At 51.9% G+C, this 15,104-nt stretch carries 15 protein-coding genes; 8 read left to right on the top strand and 7 right to left on the bottom strand.

Annotated features, from left to right (window positions below; translation table 11 throughout):
- Positions 1-9 precede the first annotated feature (9 nt).
- From ACFQ1Z_RS11305 to ACFQ1Z_RS11295, 3 genes are all read left to right on the top strand, one after another.
- Entirely contained in the window at positions 10-1,536 is a 1,527-nt protein-coding gene (locus ACFQ1Z_RS11305) for a S41 family peptidase (RefSeq protein ID WP_379057700.1), read from the top strand.
- A 67-nt stretch (positions 1,537-1,603) separates the two neighbouring features.
- Positions 1,604-2,245 (top strand): 2-polyprenyl-3-methyl-6-methoxy-1,4-benzoquinone monooxygenase, encoded by a 642-nt coding sequence (gene coq7, locus ACFQ1Z_RS11300; RefSeq protein WP_379057698.1) that lies wholly within the window; start codon positions 1,604-1,606, stop codon positions 2,243-2,245.
- A 38-nt stretch (positions 2,246-2,283) separates the two neighbouring features.
- Entirely contained in the window at positions 2,284-2,601 is a 318-nt protein-coding gene (locus ACFQ1Z_RS11295) for a DUF2322 family protein (RefSeq protein ID WP_379057697.1), read from the top strand.
- 88 nt (positions 2,602-2,689) lie between these two features.
- On the opposite strand, the gene ACFQ1Z_RS11290 is transcribed toward ACFQ1Z_RS11295, so the two are convergent.
- From ACFQ1Z_RS11290 to bioA, 5 genes are all read right to left on the bottom strand, one after another.
- On the bottom strand, positions 2,690-3,100 hold the full coding sequence (locus tag ACFQ1Z_RS11290; protein ID WP_379057696.1) for a VOC family protein: 411 nt from the start codon (positions 3,098-3,100) through the stop codon (positions 2,690-2,692).
- Between the two features lie 3 nt (positions 3,101-3,103).
- The gene (locus tag ACFQ1Z_RS11285; protein ID WP_379057694.1) at positions 3,104-3,529 is read right to left on the bottom strand and encodes an OsmC family protein; all 426 of its coding nucleotides are present in this window, start codon (positions 3,527-3,529) and stop codon (positions 3,104-3,106) included.
- A 76-nt stretch (positions 3,530-3,605) separates the two neighbouring features.
- A complete protein-coding gene (locus ACFQ1Z_RS11280; protein ID WP_379057693.1) occupies positions 3,606-4,058 on the bottom strand; it encodes an FKBP-type peptidyl-prolyl cis-trans isomerase in 453 nt (150 codons plus the stop codon).
- 90 nt (positions 4,059-4,148) lie between these two features.
- Positions 4,149-5,585, bottom strand: coding sequence for a D-alanyl-D-alanine carboxypeptidase/D-alanyl-D-alanine endopeptidase (gene dacB, locus ACFQ1Z_RS11275; RefSeq protein WP_379057691.1), 1,437 nt, complete (start codon positions 5,583-5,585; stop codon positions 4,149-4,151).
- A complete protein-coding gene (gene bioA / locus ACFQ1Z_RS11270; protein ID WP_379057690.1) occupies positions 5,576-6,901 on the bottom strand; it encodes an adenosylmethionine--8-amino-7-oxononanoate transaminase in 1,326 nt (441 codons plus the stop codon). The genes dacB and bioA overlap by 10 nt, the downstream gene beginning before the upstream one ends.
- Positions 6,902-6,990: 89 nt before the next feature.
- Between bioA and ACFQ1Z_RS11265 the strand changes: the two genes are divergently transcribed.
- The 5 genes from ACFQ1Z_RS11265 to ACFQ1Z_RS11245 all read left to right on the top strand — a co-directional run bounded on the left by ACFQ1Z_RS11265 (position 6,991) and on the right by ACFQ1Z_RS11245 (position 11,727).
- Positions 6,991-8,925 (top strand): peptidase U32 family protein, encoded by a 1,935-nt coding sequence (locus ACFQ1Z_RS11265; protein WP_379057689.1) that lies wholly within the window; start codon positions 6,991-6,993, stop codon positions 8,923-8,925.
- 82 nt (positions 8,926-9,007) lie between these two features.
- Entirely contained in the window at positions 9,008-9,643 is a 636-nt protein-coding gene (locus ACFQ1Z_RS11260; RefSeq protein ID WP_379057688.1) for a MarC family protein, read from the top strand.
- A gap of 92 nt (positions 9,644-9,735) precedes the next feature.
- Complete coding sequence (locus ACFQ1Z_RS11255; protein ID WP_379057687.1) at positions 9,736-10,224, top strand: NUDIX hydrolase; 489 nt, start codon at positions 9,736-9,738, stop codon at positions 10,222-10,224.
- Complete coding sequence (mnmA, locus tag ACFQ1Z_RS11250) at positions 10,221-11,315, top strand: tRNA 2-thiouridine(34) synthase MnmA (RefSeq protein ID WP_379057686.1); 1,095 nt, start codon at positions 10,221-10,223, stop codon at positions 11,313-11,315. Before ACFQ1Z_RS11255 ends, mnmA begins: the two co-directional genes overlap by 4 nt.
- A 79-nt stretch (positions 11,316-11,394) precedes the next feature.
- On the top strand, positions 11,395-11,727 hold the full coding sequence (locus tag ACFQ1Z_RS11245; RefSeq protein WP_379057685.1) for a hypothetical protein: 333 nt from the start codon (positions 11,395-11,397) through the stop codon (positions 11,725-11,727).
- Positions 11,728-11,905: 178 nt separating this feature from the next.
- Here the strand turns inward: ACFQ1Z_RS11245 and ACFQ1Z_RS11240 are convergent, their stop codons facing one another.
- Entirely contained in the window at positions 11,906-14,263 is a 2,358-nt protein-coding gene (locus tag ACFQ1Z_RS11240; RefSeq protein WP_379057684.1) for a TonB-dependent receptor plug domain-containing protein, read from the bottom strand.
- 79 nt (positions 14,264-14,342) lie between these two features.
- Positions 14,343-14,996 carry a PEP-CTERM sorting domain-containing protein gene (locus tag ACFQ1Z_RS11235; protein WP_379057682.1) on the bottom strand — a complete coding sequence of 218 codons (654 nt, stop codon included), beginning with the start codon at positions 14,994-14,996 and terminating at the stop codon, positions 14,343-14,345.
- Between the last annotated feature and the right edge of the window lie 108 nt (positions 14,997-15,104).

Below are 15,104 nucleotides of genomic sequence, written 5' to 3'. Positions count from 1 at the left end.
AGGCATTGTATGCGTTCCAAATTTGAAAAGTTCAGCTTGCTTGGTGCAGGCGTGTTTGTAGGTATTCTTGTAAGTATCAATATTTCTGCCTGGGCTGACCGCACTTCGGTCTCCCAATTACCGATTGATGAACTACGCGTTTTTGCCGAAGTGTTTGCCAAAGTCAAATCTGACTATGTAGAACCGGTTGAAGATAAGAAACTGATCAACGAAGCACTGGCCGGCATGCTGCAAGGCCTTGATCCGCACTCCACCTTTATGGATGCCGATGCCTATAAAGAGTTGCAGGCCGGCACCCAGGGCGAATTTGGCGGCCTGGGCATAGAAGTGGCCATGGAAGATGGCCTGGTCAAAGTAGTGACGCCTATCGAAGACAGCCCGGCTTACAAGGCAGGCCTGAAATCCGGCGACCTGATCATGAAACTGGATGACACCCAGGTGCGTGGCCTGACACTGAACGATGCCGTAAAACGCATGCGTGGCGTGCCGGATACCAAGATCACGCTGACCGTGGTGCGTAAAGGCGAGGACAAACCGCTGACCTTTACCCTGACCCGCGCCATCATCAAGGCGCAAAGCGTGAAGAACAAGCTGATAGAGCAGGATTATGGCTATGTGCGTATCACCCAGTTCCAGGAACGTACCGGTGAAGATCTGGCCAAGGCACTGAAAACCTTGCGCGCTGAGAACAAAACACCATTTAAAGGTCTGGTATTAGACTTGCGTAATAACCCTGGTGGCCTGCTCGATGCCGCAGTGGGTGTGTCGGCTGCTTTCCTGCCTAAAGATGACCTGGTGGTGTACACCGAGGGCCGTGTGGCGGATTCTAAAATGCGTTTGAATGCGACGCCTATGGATTATGCACGCCGTGGCAAGTCTGACTACCTGAAAGACCTGCCGGAAGAGTATAAATCTGTGCCTATCGTGGTGCTGATCAATGCAGGTTCTGCCTCGGCTTCTGAGATTGTGGCCGGTGCACTGCAAGACCACAAACGTGCCACCATCATGGGTATACAGAGTTTTGGCAAGGGCTCGGTGCAAACCATACTGCCTATGAACAATGGCAGTGCGATCAAGTTGACCACTGCACGCTACTTCACGCCTAACGGCCGTTCTATCCAGGCCAAAGGCATAGTGCCTGATATTCAGGTCGACGATGGTTCAGACCCTAGCCTGAGCCTGCACGAAGCAGACCTCAAACGCCATTTGTCTAACCCTAGTGACATTGCAAAAGCCAACGCCGAAAAAGCGACTGAAGATGCAAAAGCACGTGTAGGCGGCGATAAACCTAAGGATGAGAAATTCGCCGAGACGCGCGGCCCTATAGAACCGGCCAGCAAAGACGACTTCCAGTTTGTGCAGGCGATGAACCAGCTGAAAGGCTTGCCAGTGCAAAAAGCACCCGCAGCTGTAAAAGCCAGTGCCGACAAACCGGCTGGGTCTGACAAAACGACTGGTTCTGAAAAACCAGCTGCAGAAAAACCTGCTGACAAACCAGCAGTGACTGATAAACCAGCAAAAACCAAAAAACCATGATGACCATGCCACTGCCTGCATTATGCACAAGCGCCTGCAGGCAGTGGCCATTCACCGGGAGTAAGCAATGACTTTGCCACCACTGACACTGGACAAGGCGATTGCTGTGCTGGACATGGGCTTACGCACGGTGTTCAGCCAGGCGATCCCTAGCCGGCCTTATCCGCAGGCAGAAAGCGCAGACGATAGCACCCTGTCTGACAGCGAGCGCAAGCACGCCGCCGCGCTGATGCGCATCAACCACGTAGGTGAAGTCTGTGCCCAGGCCTTATATAGTGGCCAGGCGCTGGTTTCACGCGACCCGGCCAATGTAGCAGCGCTTAAACAAGCCTCGCGCGAAGAAGTCGATCACCTTGCATGGTGTGAGCGACGCATAGGCGAGCTTGGTGGCCGTAAAAGCCTGCTCAACCCGTTGTGGTTTGGCGCCAGCTTTGGCATGGGCGTGACGGCGGGCCTGCTGGGCGACAAATGGAACCTGGGTTTTCTGGCCGAAACCGAGCACCAGGTTTCCGCGCATCTGGGCGATCATTTGCATGAACTGCCTGCGCAAGACCACGCTTCACGTGCCATAGTCACGCAGATGAAGCAAGATGAGGAGCACCATGCCGAGACGGCGGAACATCTGGGTGGCGCTACGCTACCGGCCCCGGTTAAACTGGCTATGCGGCTCGCTTCCAAAGTGATGACGCGTACCGCGTATCATTTATAGTATTCCCATATAGTATTCGAAGTCACCTAGAGTCAACCATGCAAAAATTTAGTGATAACTTACTCACCCTGGACAATGCCGATCATGTGAAACGCATTGAGCTATTCGATGAGAAAAGCCAGCCTGCGGGCCAGATAGAGAACAAACCCGGCACCCAGGGTTCTATCAAGGTCTACCACCATTTGTTCAAGATCTACGGTGAGATCAACAGCGATGCCGCTGTTGAAGGCCTGGCCCTGTATGCAGAACATACTGAAGACGCCGAGAATCATCCTGGCAAACATCCCAACATAGACCGCTTGCTGACGGTGCTGGATAAAGAACAGACACTTTCCATCAAACTGGTCACCGACTAAGTACAGATAGTCAAAAAAATAGCCTCCATCACGGAGGCTATTTTTTTGGCAGCGCATGCTGTTCAGGCTATCAGTTCAGACTATCAATTCAGGCCTGCGCTGACGGCAGTGTGCGGGCGATCGGCGGATGGTAAATAAACTCCAGCAGATGCCCTACGCTATCCAGGCAATAAAAACCGCGTGAGCCATCCCTGTGTGTTTTTGGTGCTTCGGTGATGCGTACGCCATGCGCTTGCATATGGCTGAACCAGCCATCTACGGCCGCCTGCTCGGTCAGGGCAAAACCGATATGGTCCAGGCGTTGCAAAGGGTCGGCCTTATAATCGACCCGGTGCAATGCAAATACATCGCCATGATTGCTGAGGTATACATTGTCGGGGTCAGGTTGCCATTCGATATGCATGCCGACCACGCGCGTGTAAAAATCTATCGCAGACTCCAGGTCCTGGATAAACAGCGCCACATGGCGTATCCCTATCATGCCGGCTGGAATGGTCATCGCTTACTCGGTAGTGGGCGTTCTGATTTCGAAATCGTGCGTAATCTCGCAGGCTTTTTGCAGCATGATGCTGGCAGAACAATATTTTTCGGCCGACAGGCTGACGGCACGCGCGACTTGCTGTTCGTTGAGGTTTTCACCAGTGACCACAAAATGCACGTGGATCTTGGTAAATACTTTGGGGATAGTCTCGGCGCGTTCAGCGGCGATTTCAGCCACACAATCGACGATAGGCTGGCGTGATTTTTTTAAAATCGTCACCACATCGAATGCGGTACATGAGCCCATGCCTATCAGCAGCATTTCCATAGGCCGCATGCCTATGTTACGGCCGCCATTTTCCGGCGCGCCATCGAGCACCACCGCGTGACCGGTTTCAGACTCGCCGACAAAGCTGACGCCGTCTATCCATTTCACTGTGACTTGCATTGTGACTTTCCCATCGCTTTATTCAGTTGTTGCGGTGCGTATGCGCAAAAAATTCTACGCATACGCATGCTGATCTTTATTTGACGTTGAGCAGCTCAACATCAAACACCAGGGTCGCATTCGGCGGGATCGCACCACCGGCACCACGGGCGCCATAACCTAATTCAGAAGGGATGATCAGGGTACGTTTGCCGCCTATCTTCATGCCTTGCACGCCTTCATCCCAGCCTTGAATGACCTGGCCACCGCCGAGGAAAAAATTGAACGGCGAGTTGCGGTCCAGGCTGCTGTCGAATTTCTGGCCTTTGAAGTCTTTTGCATTGGCGTCGTACAGCCAGCCGGTGTAATGCACGGTGACGTTAAAGCCGACTTCGGCTTCGCGGCCATTACCGACAACGGTATCGATTTTTTGCAGTTCGGTGATATTGGCAGACACTGGTGTATTTTCCTTAGTGTTAGTTGAGTTTGATTGCGCCTGGCAACCGGCTATCGCCAACAGCAACAGCATGCCCAAGCTTATTTTTTTCATTCCTGATTTCACATTAGCTCCTAGAAAACGACCATAATCATACGCGTTTTTGCGTAAAAACACTTGTTAAAATACTGGCGGCCGCGGCTGCTAGCGGCCTTCTATCACTGCCTTGATCAAGCCATCCTGGATAGCGCGCGAGGCGGCTGCCTGCGGATGATTCACCAGCATGACCACCACATAACGCTTGCCCTGGGTGTCCTGCACATAGCCGGCAACACTGCTGACGCCTTCCAGCGAACCGGTTTTCAGGTAGGCCATGCCCTGGCTGGCCGGGTCTGGCAGACGGTTTTTCAGTGTACCATCCAGGCCCAGCATAGGCAGCGAAGCCATCAGCACCGGCATCAGCGGACGCTGATAGGCTGTGATTAGCAATTGTGCCAGATGTTCCGCACTGATGCGTTCATTGCGCGACAGCCCGGAACCGTTCTCCAGCACCAGCTCAGCAAACGACAGGCCCTGTTTTTGCAATACTTGCTTTAGCGCCAGGGCACCACGGCTTTCATCCACGGGCGTGTAACCGGCCTGCATGCCTATGGTCAGCATCAGCTGCCGCGTCATGACATTGTTGCTCCATTTATTAATGTCACGCACCACCGCATCCAATGGCGCGGACCACCAGGTAGTGACCAGACTGGCGCTGGCGGGCAATACTGCGGCCTGCACCTGGCCATCCAGCCGCCCGCCCAGTTGAGCCCACAACTTTTTAAAGGTGTAGGCCGCATATTGCTGCTGGCTAAACACACTTAACTCAAGGTAGCGTTCATCGCATTGTTCCGGCAGGCTGCCGCTAAAAGTCACCGTTGCACCGTCAGCGGTGGCAGCCACCGCATACTGCAAGTTGCTGCGCCAATCTGCGCATGGGCCTTTGCTGACCTGCACTGTATTCACCAGTTTGATCTGCGGCAAGTCGAATTCCGGCGTGATATTCACCAGCGGCTTGCTATCTTGTTTGACTACGCCAAACCTGAAACTGCTATGTGCGCCATTCACCAGCAACGCATAGGGATTGACGTTGTAAGCGCGCCATGGCTCGTCATCCAGTATGGGCCGCTGGCTAAGCTCAGGCACATACACGCTGGCGTCCAGCAGCAAGTTACCTTTGATATGCCTGACCCCCTGTTGCTGCACCTGCTGCAACAAACGCCAAAGCTCGGCATTATTCAGGGCCGGGTCGCCATAACCTTTGATGATCAGGTCGCCTTCCAGCACGCCCTGCCGGACTGGCCCGTTGCTGTAAACCTCGGTTTTCCAGCGATAGGCGGGGGTCAGTGCTTCAAGCGCGGCATAGGTGGTCACCACTTTCATCACACTGGCCGGGTTCATGGCCTTGGCCGGGTTATGGCTGATCAGCGGCGGCTCACCGCTCAGCGGCTGGACAACGATGGCGACACTATCGAGCGGCAATTGTGCTTTGCTCAATGCTTGTTGCAGCGAAACCGGCAAAGCCGCCTGCACTACAGCTGCCCACAGGCTGCACAAGAACAGGCATCCCAATAACAGATGACGGCGTAGATCTAGCTGCATGCGAGCGTTTCCAGTATGGTGGTTTTTGTCGCCTGCAGCAGATGGTCTATCTCTGCCGCCTCCAGACAATAAGGCGGCATCCAGTACACGGTGTTGCCTATGGGGCGGAGCAATAAACCATGCCGCAATGCGGCCGCATAGCAATCGCGGGCGAAGTGCGGATTGCCGCTATCGACCTCAAACGCAGTGATCATGCCGCGCTGGCGTATATGTTGCAGCGGCAGGTCATAAGCCTGTACTGCGGCCCAGAGCTGCTGCGCTGTTTGCTGGTTACGGCCCAGCACATCAGAGCTCTCGAACAGCGCCAGCGTCGCCAGTGCCGCACTGCACGCCAGCGGGTTACCGGTGTAACTGTGGCTATGCAAAAAACCTTTACCGGTCTGCTCATGGTAAAACGCCTGGTAAACCTGATCGCTGGTGAGCACCGCGGACAACGGCAGATATCCGCCGGTAATGCCTTTGGAAAGGCAGATAAAGTCAGCGATATCACTGACCTTGCCACCCGCCTGCTCACAGGCGAACAAGGTGCCGGTGCGGCCAAAACCCACCGCGATCTCATCGGCGATCAAGTGCACGGCATATCGGCTGCAAACCTCGCGCGCTCTGCGCAGGTAAAGCGGATGGTACATAGCCATGCCTGCTGCCCCCTGCACCAGCGGCTCGATAATGAATGCCGCCAGTTCGGCATGGTGTTCGGCAACATAGGCTTCCAGCGCTTCGGCGCAGCGCAAGGCATAGGCCTCTGCAGACTCCCCCGCTTCAGCCAGGCGGCTATCGGGGCTGGGCATCTGTGCCGACTGGCAGATCAGCGGCGCATAAGTGTCTTTGAATATCGCCACATCGGTGACGCCCAGCGCGCCCAGGGTCTCGCCGTGGTAACTGTTTTGCAGACTGATGAACCTGGTTTTGTGCGGCTGGCCATGATTGCGCCAGTAATGAAAACTCATTTTGAGTGCGATCTCAGTCGCACTGGCCCCATCCGAGCCATAAAAGGCATGGCCCAGGTCAGTCAGTGCAGACAGCTTTTCTGACAGCTCCACCACAGGCGCATGGGTGAACCCGGCCAGCATCACGTGCTCCAGCTGGTCTAACTGGGCTTTGATCGCGTCTTTGATCGCCGGCTGGTTATGCCCGAACAGATTGACCCACCAGCTGCTGACGGCATCCAGATAGCCTTTACCGTCACTATCAAACAACCAGGCACCTTCACCGCGCGCGATAGGCAGTAGCGGTGTGCGTTCGTGATGCTTCATCTGTGTGCATGGGTGCCAGACCGCTTGCAGGCTGCGTTGTAATAAATCCTGATTTCCGTTCATGCCGCTATTTTAAACCAAGCGCAAACCGCATGCTTGGTTTAAAATAGCGCCTTAAATCAAGTTGTTACACTGTATATAGCCCCTCTTTCATGCAAAAGACCCGCAAACACCTAGAACTGCTCGCCCCGGCCAAAAATGCTGATTTTGGCATAGAGGCCATCAATCACGGTGCCGATGCCGTGTATATCGGCGGCCCGGCATTTGGTGCGCGCGCCAAGGCACCTAACACGGTGGCGGATATCGCCAGGCTGGTGCAGCATGCGCACAAGTTCCATGCCGAAGTGTTTGTCGCGCTGAATACGATTTTTCATGACAACGAGTTGGAGGGCGTACGCCAGCTCGTGCATCAATTGTATGACTCCGGGGTAGATGCGCTGATCGTGCAGGACATGGGCCTGCTGCAACTGGACCTGCCGCCTATACAACTGCATGCCAGCACGCAAACCGATATCCGCACCGTGCAAAAGGCGCAGTTTCTTGACCAGGTAGGGTTCAGCCAGATAGTACTGGCGCGCGAGCTGGATATCGCCACCGTGAAAAAAATCGCCGATGCCACCGCTGCCAATCTGGAATACTTTATCCACGGCGCCTTGTGCGTGGCCTTTAGCGGGCAGTGTTTTATCAGCCACGCGCACACTGGCCGCAGTGCCAACCGCGGCGAGTGTTCACAGGAGTGTCGCCTGCCCTACACGCTGGAAGACCAGAAAGGCCGTATCCTGGGTAAAGACAAACATTATTTATCCATGAAAGACAACGACCAGAGCGCCAACCTGCGCGCCCTGATAGCCGCCGGCGTCAGCAGCTTTAAGATCGAAGGCCGCTACAAAGACTTGCCGTATGTGAAAAATGCCACCGCACATTACCGCCTGCTGCTGGATGAGATTCTGCAGGAAATGCCAGACTACGCGAAATCTTCTGCCGGGCATGCCAGCTACACCTTTACACCACAACCGGAAAAAACCTTTAACCGTAGTGCGACCGACTACTTCGCCAATGGCAGACAGGCAGATATCGGTGCCTTTGATACGCCAAAGTTTTCCGGTGAAGAGCTGGGAAAAGTGCGTAAGGTGGGTAAGGACTTTATCGATGTAGCGACTGACATACCCTTGCATAACGGCGATGGCGTCTGTTTTTTTGATGTGCATAAAGAACTGGTCGGCCTGCGTGTGAATACGGTACAAGCGCTGGATCATCATACTCAACGCCTGTTCCCGAATGAGATGCCTGCGGATATCCGCAACAACACCCAACTTTACCGCAACCGCGACCATGCTTTTATGCGCTTGCTGGAAAAAGATTCAGCCGCACGCAAGATCGCACTGGATGTTGTGCTTTACGAGACTGCTGATGGCTTTGCACTGACACTGACAGATGAACAAGGCTTTAGCGCGACCACCCTATGCGTCGCCGACAAGCAGACTGCCAACGACGCAGAAAAGGCCGCGGTATCGCTACGCGAAAATCTGGCAAAACTCGGAAATACCGATTTTATAGCCAGAGAGATCAGCCTGGAACTGACCCAGCCGTGGTTTATGCCCGCCTCAGTTGTGAATCAGTTACGCCGTGATGCCGTGCAAGAGTTGATCGCCATCAGAACCTTAGGCTATGACCGCCCGCCATTACGCGCAGCTGTAGAACCACCTGCGACCTATCCGCAAGACAGCCTGAGTTACCTGGCCAACGTTTACAACCAGAAAGCGCGTGATTTTTATCACAAGCACGGTGTAAAGCTGATCGCCAGCGCTTATGAAGCCAACGAGACCCTGGACGAAGTGCCGGTGATGATCACCAAACATTGCCTGCGCTTTAGCCATGGCTTGTGCCCCAAGGAAGCAAAAGGGGTGATAGGCGTGCAGGGCACAGTCACCGCCGAACCCATGACCCTGATCAGCGGCAACGACAGATACACACTCAAATTCGACTGCAAACCGTGCGAGATGCATGTGATGGGCAAAGTGCGTAAAAATATACTGCAAATGGCACCACCGCAGCCGATCGCATTTTTTGACAAGCGTCCGGCATAAACGCGGTAGCCAGTGCAAATTGCCAGGGCGATCTTTTTCAGGCAATCTCTGCAACCAGGACTGCTACTAAAAAGTGATGGCCATGAACGAATATACCTACCTGCTTAAAGTCGCGATCGCCCTGCTGGCCATCGTCAACCCCATAGGCAGCCTGCCTATATTCATCAGCGCCACCAGCGGCTGGAGCAAAGCCGAACGCGCGCGCACTGCACGCACAGTGGGTACCACAGTCATGATAGTGCTATGCGTTTCGGCGTTTATCGGCGACAAAGTGCTGGATTTTTTTGGCATCACCATCCCCTCATTCCAGGTCGGTGGCGGCATCTTGCTGTTACTGATCTCCATCTCCATGATGCATGGCAAGCAAAGTGGCACGCGCCAGACCGTAGAAGAAGCGCAAGACCTTTCCGAACGTGAAGTGATCGCCATCGTGCCGCTGAGCATCCCCTTGCTGGCCGGGCCAGGCGCGATCTCCAGCATGATACTCACTGCGCAACAACACCCCGGTTTCTGGGGGCATCTGAGCCTGATCATCCCGGTCGCGCTGATTTCATTGTTTATTTGGGGCCTGTTATTGCTGTCTGATGCCATCACCGATTACCTGGGCGTCATAGGCATCAATATCGTCACCCGCCTGATGGGGCTGATCCTGGCGGCCATGGCGGTGGAATTTATTGCGCACGGATTGACAGGCCTGTTTCCGCAGCTGGCAGGCTGAAACATACCAACAGCGACCTATGGCTTAACTTTAAGTTAATTACCGCAATCAATCACTTAGCGTTAAAATAGCGCTTTTAACGAAACCCGCGCATGTTGAATTCTCCCGCCTCTTCCAAGTCATCCCTGCAGTGGAAACCCAATGTCACCGTGGCTTCTATCATAGAGCTGGAAGGCAAGTTCTTGCTGGTGGAAGAAACCACAGAGCGTGGCAACCGCTTTAACCAGCCGGCCGGTCATCTCGAAGAAAACGAGACCATCATTGCAGCAGCGATCCGTGAAACGCTGGAAGAAACTGCCTATGATTTTACGCCGCAGGCCCTGGTAGGCATCTACCACTGGCAACATCCGGTCAATGGCATCACCTATCTGCGTTTTGCCTTTAGCGGCCAGCTTGGCGCTCACCACCCGCAGCGGCAATTGGATGACGGCATACTGCGCACAGTGTGGAAAAGTGAAGCCGAGATCGCCGCGGATGGTGAGCTGATGCGTAGCCCGCAGGTGCTGTTATGCGTGCAGGATTATCTCGCGGGTAAACGTTATTCTTTAGACATTTTGCAACATTTGGGCCAGGTATTATGAGTAAGCCACATGTGATCGTCGGCCTGTCCGGCGGCGTTGATTCTTCAGTCACTGCTTTGCTGTTAAAACAGCAAGGCTACCAGGTAACCGGTTTGTTCATGAAAAACTGGGAAGACGACGACACCGATGAATACTGTTCTTCCAAGCAGGATCTGATCGATGCGGTGTCTGCTGCCGACAAGATAGGCATAGACATCGAGGCCGTGAATTTCAGCGAAGAATACAAAGAGCGAGTATTCACTAACTTTTTGCAGGAGTACCAGGCCGGCCGCACCCCCAACCCGGATATCCTGTGTAATGCCGAAATCAAATTCAAAGCTTTTCTTGATCACGCCATGAGCCTGGGCGCAGATCTGATTGCCACCGGCCACTATGCGCAGGTGCGTGAAAACCCGATTCAAGCGGGCAATTACCAGTTGCTGAAAGCCGATGATGGCACCAAGGATCAAAGCTATTTTCTATCGCGCCTGAACCAGGCACAGTTGTCAAAAACGCTGTTCCCGCTGGGCACTTACCTTAAGCGTGAAGTGCGTGAGATCGCACGTCAGCATGGCCTGGCCAATGCCGAGAAAAAAGACTCTACCGGTATTTGTTTTATCGGCGAGCGGCCGTTCCAGGAGTTTTTGCAACGCTACCTGCCACGGCAGCCCGGCATCATGCGCACGCCGGAAGGCAAAGTGGTCGGTGAACATGAAGGCCTGATGTATTACACCTTGGGTCAACGTCAGGGCCTGAAGATAGGCGGCAGCCGCGACAGCAACGGCGAGCCCTGGTTTGTCGCCGCCAAACTCATGGCAGAAAATGAACTGATAGTCGTGCAAGGCCACGACCACCCGCTGCTACAAAGCGATGGCCTGGTCGCCGGGCAGTTACACTGGATCAGCGGCCAACAGCCACGCACCAACTGGGTCTACGCGGCGAAAACCCGTTATCGCCAGCCTGATGCGCCATGTGAAGTCGATGCAGTCAATGACGAAGAAGCGACCATACGTTTTGGCCAGCATCAATGGGCGATCACGCCTGGGCAAAGCGTGGTGGTTTACGAAAGCAATGTCTGCCTGGGTGGTGGTATCATTAATGGCGCAATTTAACTAACCCAAAGGTATAGTTATTGCTTATATTTTCCTAATAAACAATCACTCACTGCGAAGTGACAAGGAATGACACCTGATGGCCTATATACTCAAAAATAAAGAAGGTGCGATTATTGCCGCCAGCCCGGATACGCAAGTCTCCGCTGACTGGGTACTGATAGAAAATTCAGATACCGAGTACCTGAGCTTTCTCGACGAAGAACTCAAAAAGAATCATACCTTCCGTGAGAGTGATATCCAGTTAGCCCGGGTGCTGGAAGACCTGATCAGCATACTGATAGAACGCAGCCTGATCAGCTATACCGATTTCCCGAGTGCGGCGCAAAAACGCCTGAATGAACGCCAGACTTTACGTCACAAAAACAATCTGCACACCCTGCTAGGCGACGATGATATCGCCCAGCTTTAAACCTGCCCTCCATTAAAACAATAGCTGGCGCCGGACTTTTCCAGTGCCAGCGATTTAACACGCCGCGGCAAATTCGCCAGCCACAGTTCACCAGCCAATAGTGCGCCAACCATTTGTAATCACTCACTGATACAGCAGGTTTATTGCTAGCGATGCCCGCTCATGCTATAGCGGGTGTTTAGTACGTCATCTCAACAAAAAATTTGATATTCCTACCTGCAGCAAACATACCAAGACCGCCAAGTGAACCAGCATCCAGGCGATATTGTTTGTTCGTCAGGTTTTCAGCGATCAATCTCATGCCTACGGTGGGTGCCGCTTGCCAATGTACTCCGGCACTCCAAACTTCATATCCATCTTGCGTACCAAAAACAAAAGGCGAAATTGCGCTAGTTCGGGTTGCAATAACTCGCTCACCAACTTTTCGATATGTAAGATTCACATCTAATGTCTTAGTGAGTTCTGTCCCAATATTAATATTCAATGTATTACCGGGAACGGTATACAGAGGCACAAATGCACCACCATCGAATAACTTACCATTGATCCTAGAATAAGACCCTCGCATGAACCAACTGTGGTACTGCACAAAACTCTCAAACTCGACACCGTTACGTCTTTCCCAGCCATCTTGAGTAATTGTGCGATCAGCATTTTCACGTAACGAGCTCAATAGATGTGAGGTATAGATATGATAGAAATTCAGCTTACTCGTTATCCCTAGATCAGTATTCAACAAATGCGGGTTTTGATAACTGATTCCTGCTTCGGTAGATTCTGAGGTTTGTGGCTGATAAAGATCCCCACAGATACCAGATGCGGGGCCGTCTGCCATAGTGATCCCCGGGATCAAAACAGAGGATCTTAGGCATCTGGAGAATGACCTCGGACCTTGCGAAAACACCTCGTCAATCAAGGGAGGACGAAACCCTTGGCCATAATTGCTATACAAGGTTAATTGCTGTGCACTAGCACGTGGGAAAAAGTCATACGCCAGGCCTAAACTCAGAGTTTCTTGCGTAAATTCGTAAGTACTGGATTGATTAAAGGGACTAAGTAAAGCTAATGTCTGGCCGGCCGCCTCCACTTTATAATCATCCCGGCGGTAGCCAGGCTTGATACTCACCTGACCCAATTGAAAGTGAGGCTGCACATAATAAGCATTGTATGACTTTGTTCCTGGTGGGGCACCTGGATTAAAACCGTTTGGAAAACCTGCAGCTTGTGGGCTGTTTGGATCATCAAAAAAGCGCTCTATTGTTCGCTCGCTCTCATTGTACTGATAGCCCGCTAATAGCGAGACTTGTGTAGACGCCGACTTATACAAAACAGAGGTGTTATTTAAATCTATGGTTTTAGTTTTGTAATTATAGTAATCATTCAAATTGCCTGGACAAGGTGAAGATGGCGTAGGCGTGCATACAGGATTTATAGATGACATACCCGGTTTTATCAGATCGTGTAGTTTGGTATGACCTCCGCCAGCGGTTGCTTTAAAATTAACCCACGGATGATCGGGTCTGTACGCGAATGTTTGCGTCCAACTAAAGTCATCTATACTACGAATCACATTGCCAAAAGTCCCCGGCTGGCCCCCAGTTGTGTCGTAAGGCTGCAAACCAGTATCATCAAACGAAACCAGCGAGGTACTCAGTTCGATATCTTCAGTCGGGAAAATACTGACTTTCAATAATTTCGATATTGATTCAATTGCTGAACTATCTAATTTAGTACCATCAGCCAAGGTAATGTTATTAGACTGGCGATTTGAATAGTTATATAAAATGTCTATCCGTTCATCTGGTCTAGCGAACAACATGTAGGAACGCGAATATTCATCGTTATTATTGCCATAACCAAACTTGGCTTTGGCACCTACGGTTTGACCTGGCTTCAGAAAGTCGGCTGCGTTCTTTGTCTGAGCAATAATTGTCCCCCCCAGTGAGCCTGAACCACTGGTAATTTGCGGGCCACGTTGAATTTCAATACTTTTCAATAGCTCTGGCTCAACAAATGTGCCGCCCATACGGTACTTCTCAAAACCCTTTTGAGCACCGTCTACTCTTACCATCACATCTTCGTTGTCAGAATATCCACGTATACTAAAAGTCATCCCGCTCGCACGAGGCCCTCCGGTAACAGAAACACCCGGAGCTGATTTGACCGCTTCAAATATATTACTTGATTGACTACGCTCAAGTTGTTCCGAAGTAATAGTCGTAATCGGCAATGCAGGATCGATACCAGATTCTTCTTTAACCCTTTTATCAGTCACTGAAACCTCAGGCAAAACATCAGCATCTTCGGCATCTGGCTTTGTTTTTTGTGAGGCTTGTTTATTTTGTTTATCGGTTGATTCAGACGCAACAGGATGCGCTTGAATATCTGCTTCACTGGTTTCGTCTGCCGCTTGCGTATTACGTCCGCATATCATAAAAGATATAAACAAAAGAAATGCCAACGCCTTACCTACCTTAGATAAGGAGCAATACACTTTTCTTGTTGTGTGTAACCAGACGCGGTCAAAGCCTGCCATTTTGACAATTCTATTTTGGATGAAGATATATAGGACAAAAGGGCTTATTCAGCCCCTTTGTTATGAACATGCTGTCTGATTAAGCTTGATTTTTTCTGGAGCGACGAGCAACAAAAGCCATCAGACCTAAACCTAATGCCATCATGCTATAAGTTTCTGGCTCTGGAACAGCAGTAACAGCTACAGTTGCCAACGCCAGTTGATCAAGACTCATGCTGGAGGAAGACGCGCTGAAGTTAAATGTATACAAGGAAGCGCTGGAGACACCAGCCCATTTCCAATAAACCTCTTGCTCAGCACTGACTCCACCCATGACAATGGTAGTCTCCCCTATCGTTTGCACACTTGTTGCAGCTGCTGAAACGCCATTTAGAGTGGCGGTGACATTAGCTACTGAACCTAAAGTGCCAATGCGCAGATAAACGTCAAACAGACCTCCGGTAGCACCGCTACCACTTAGGTTTGCCGTAAATGAAGTGGGTGCCTGCCAGCTATAAATATTGCCGCCGGTCAAAAATGCCAAACCCGTATTTTCTGTTACAGAAGCAGTAGTCTCTGCAGATAATGAGACTTCTGGACTGTTGTCACTCGTGCCATTAAACACATTCCATTCAGCGTATTGCGTAGTGGTGGCAGAACCCCAAGGTGCTGCTGTATCCCATACGGCTGTTGCAGCAAATGCAGAACCACTGAATGCCATACCCAAAGCGATAACCAAAGCTGATAATTTCATTTTATAAATCTCCTCTTAAGGCGCATGAGCCCCTTCCTCTTGAAGGTGATACGCCATATACCTCAAAAATAAGTCTCACGGACTCACACCGTTGAGTATTCAATTTCC

Source organism: Methylophilus luteus, from assembly GCF_042676265.1.
Classification (GTDB): Bacteria; Pseudomonadota; Gammaproteobacteria; order Burkholderiales; family Methylophilaceae; genus Methylophilus; species Methylophilus luteus.
Note: the sequence above shows the minus strand (reverse complement) of the source record. Positions and strands in the feature narration are given on the sequence as shown.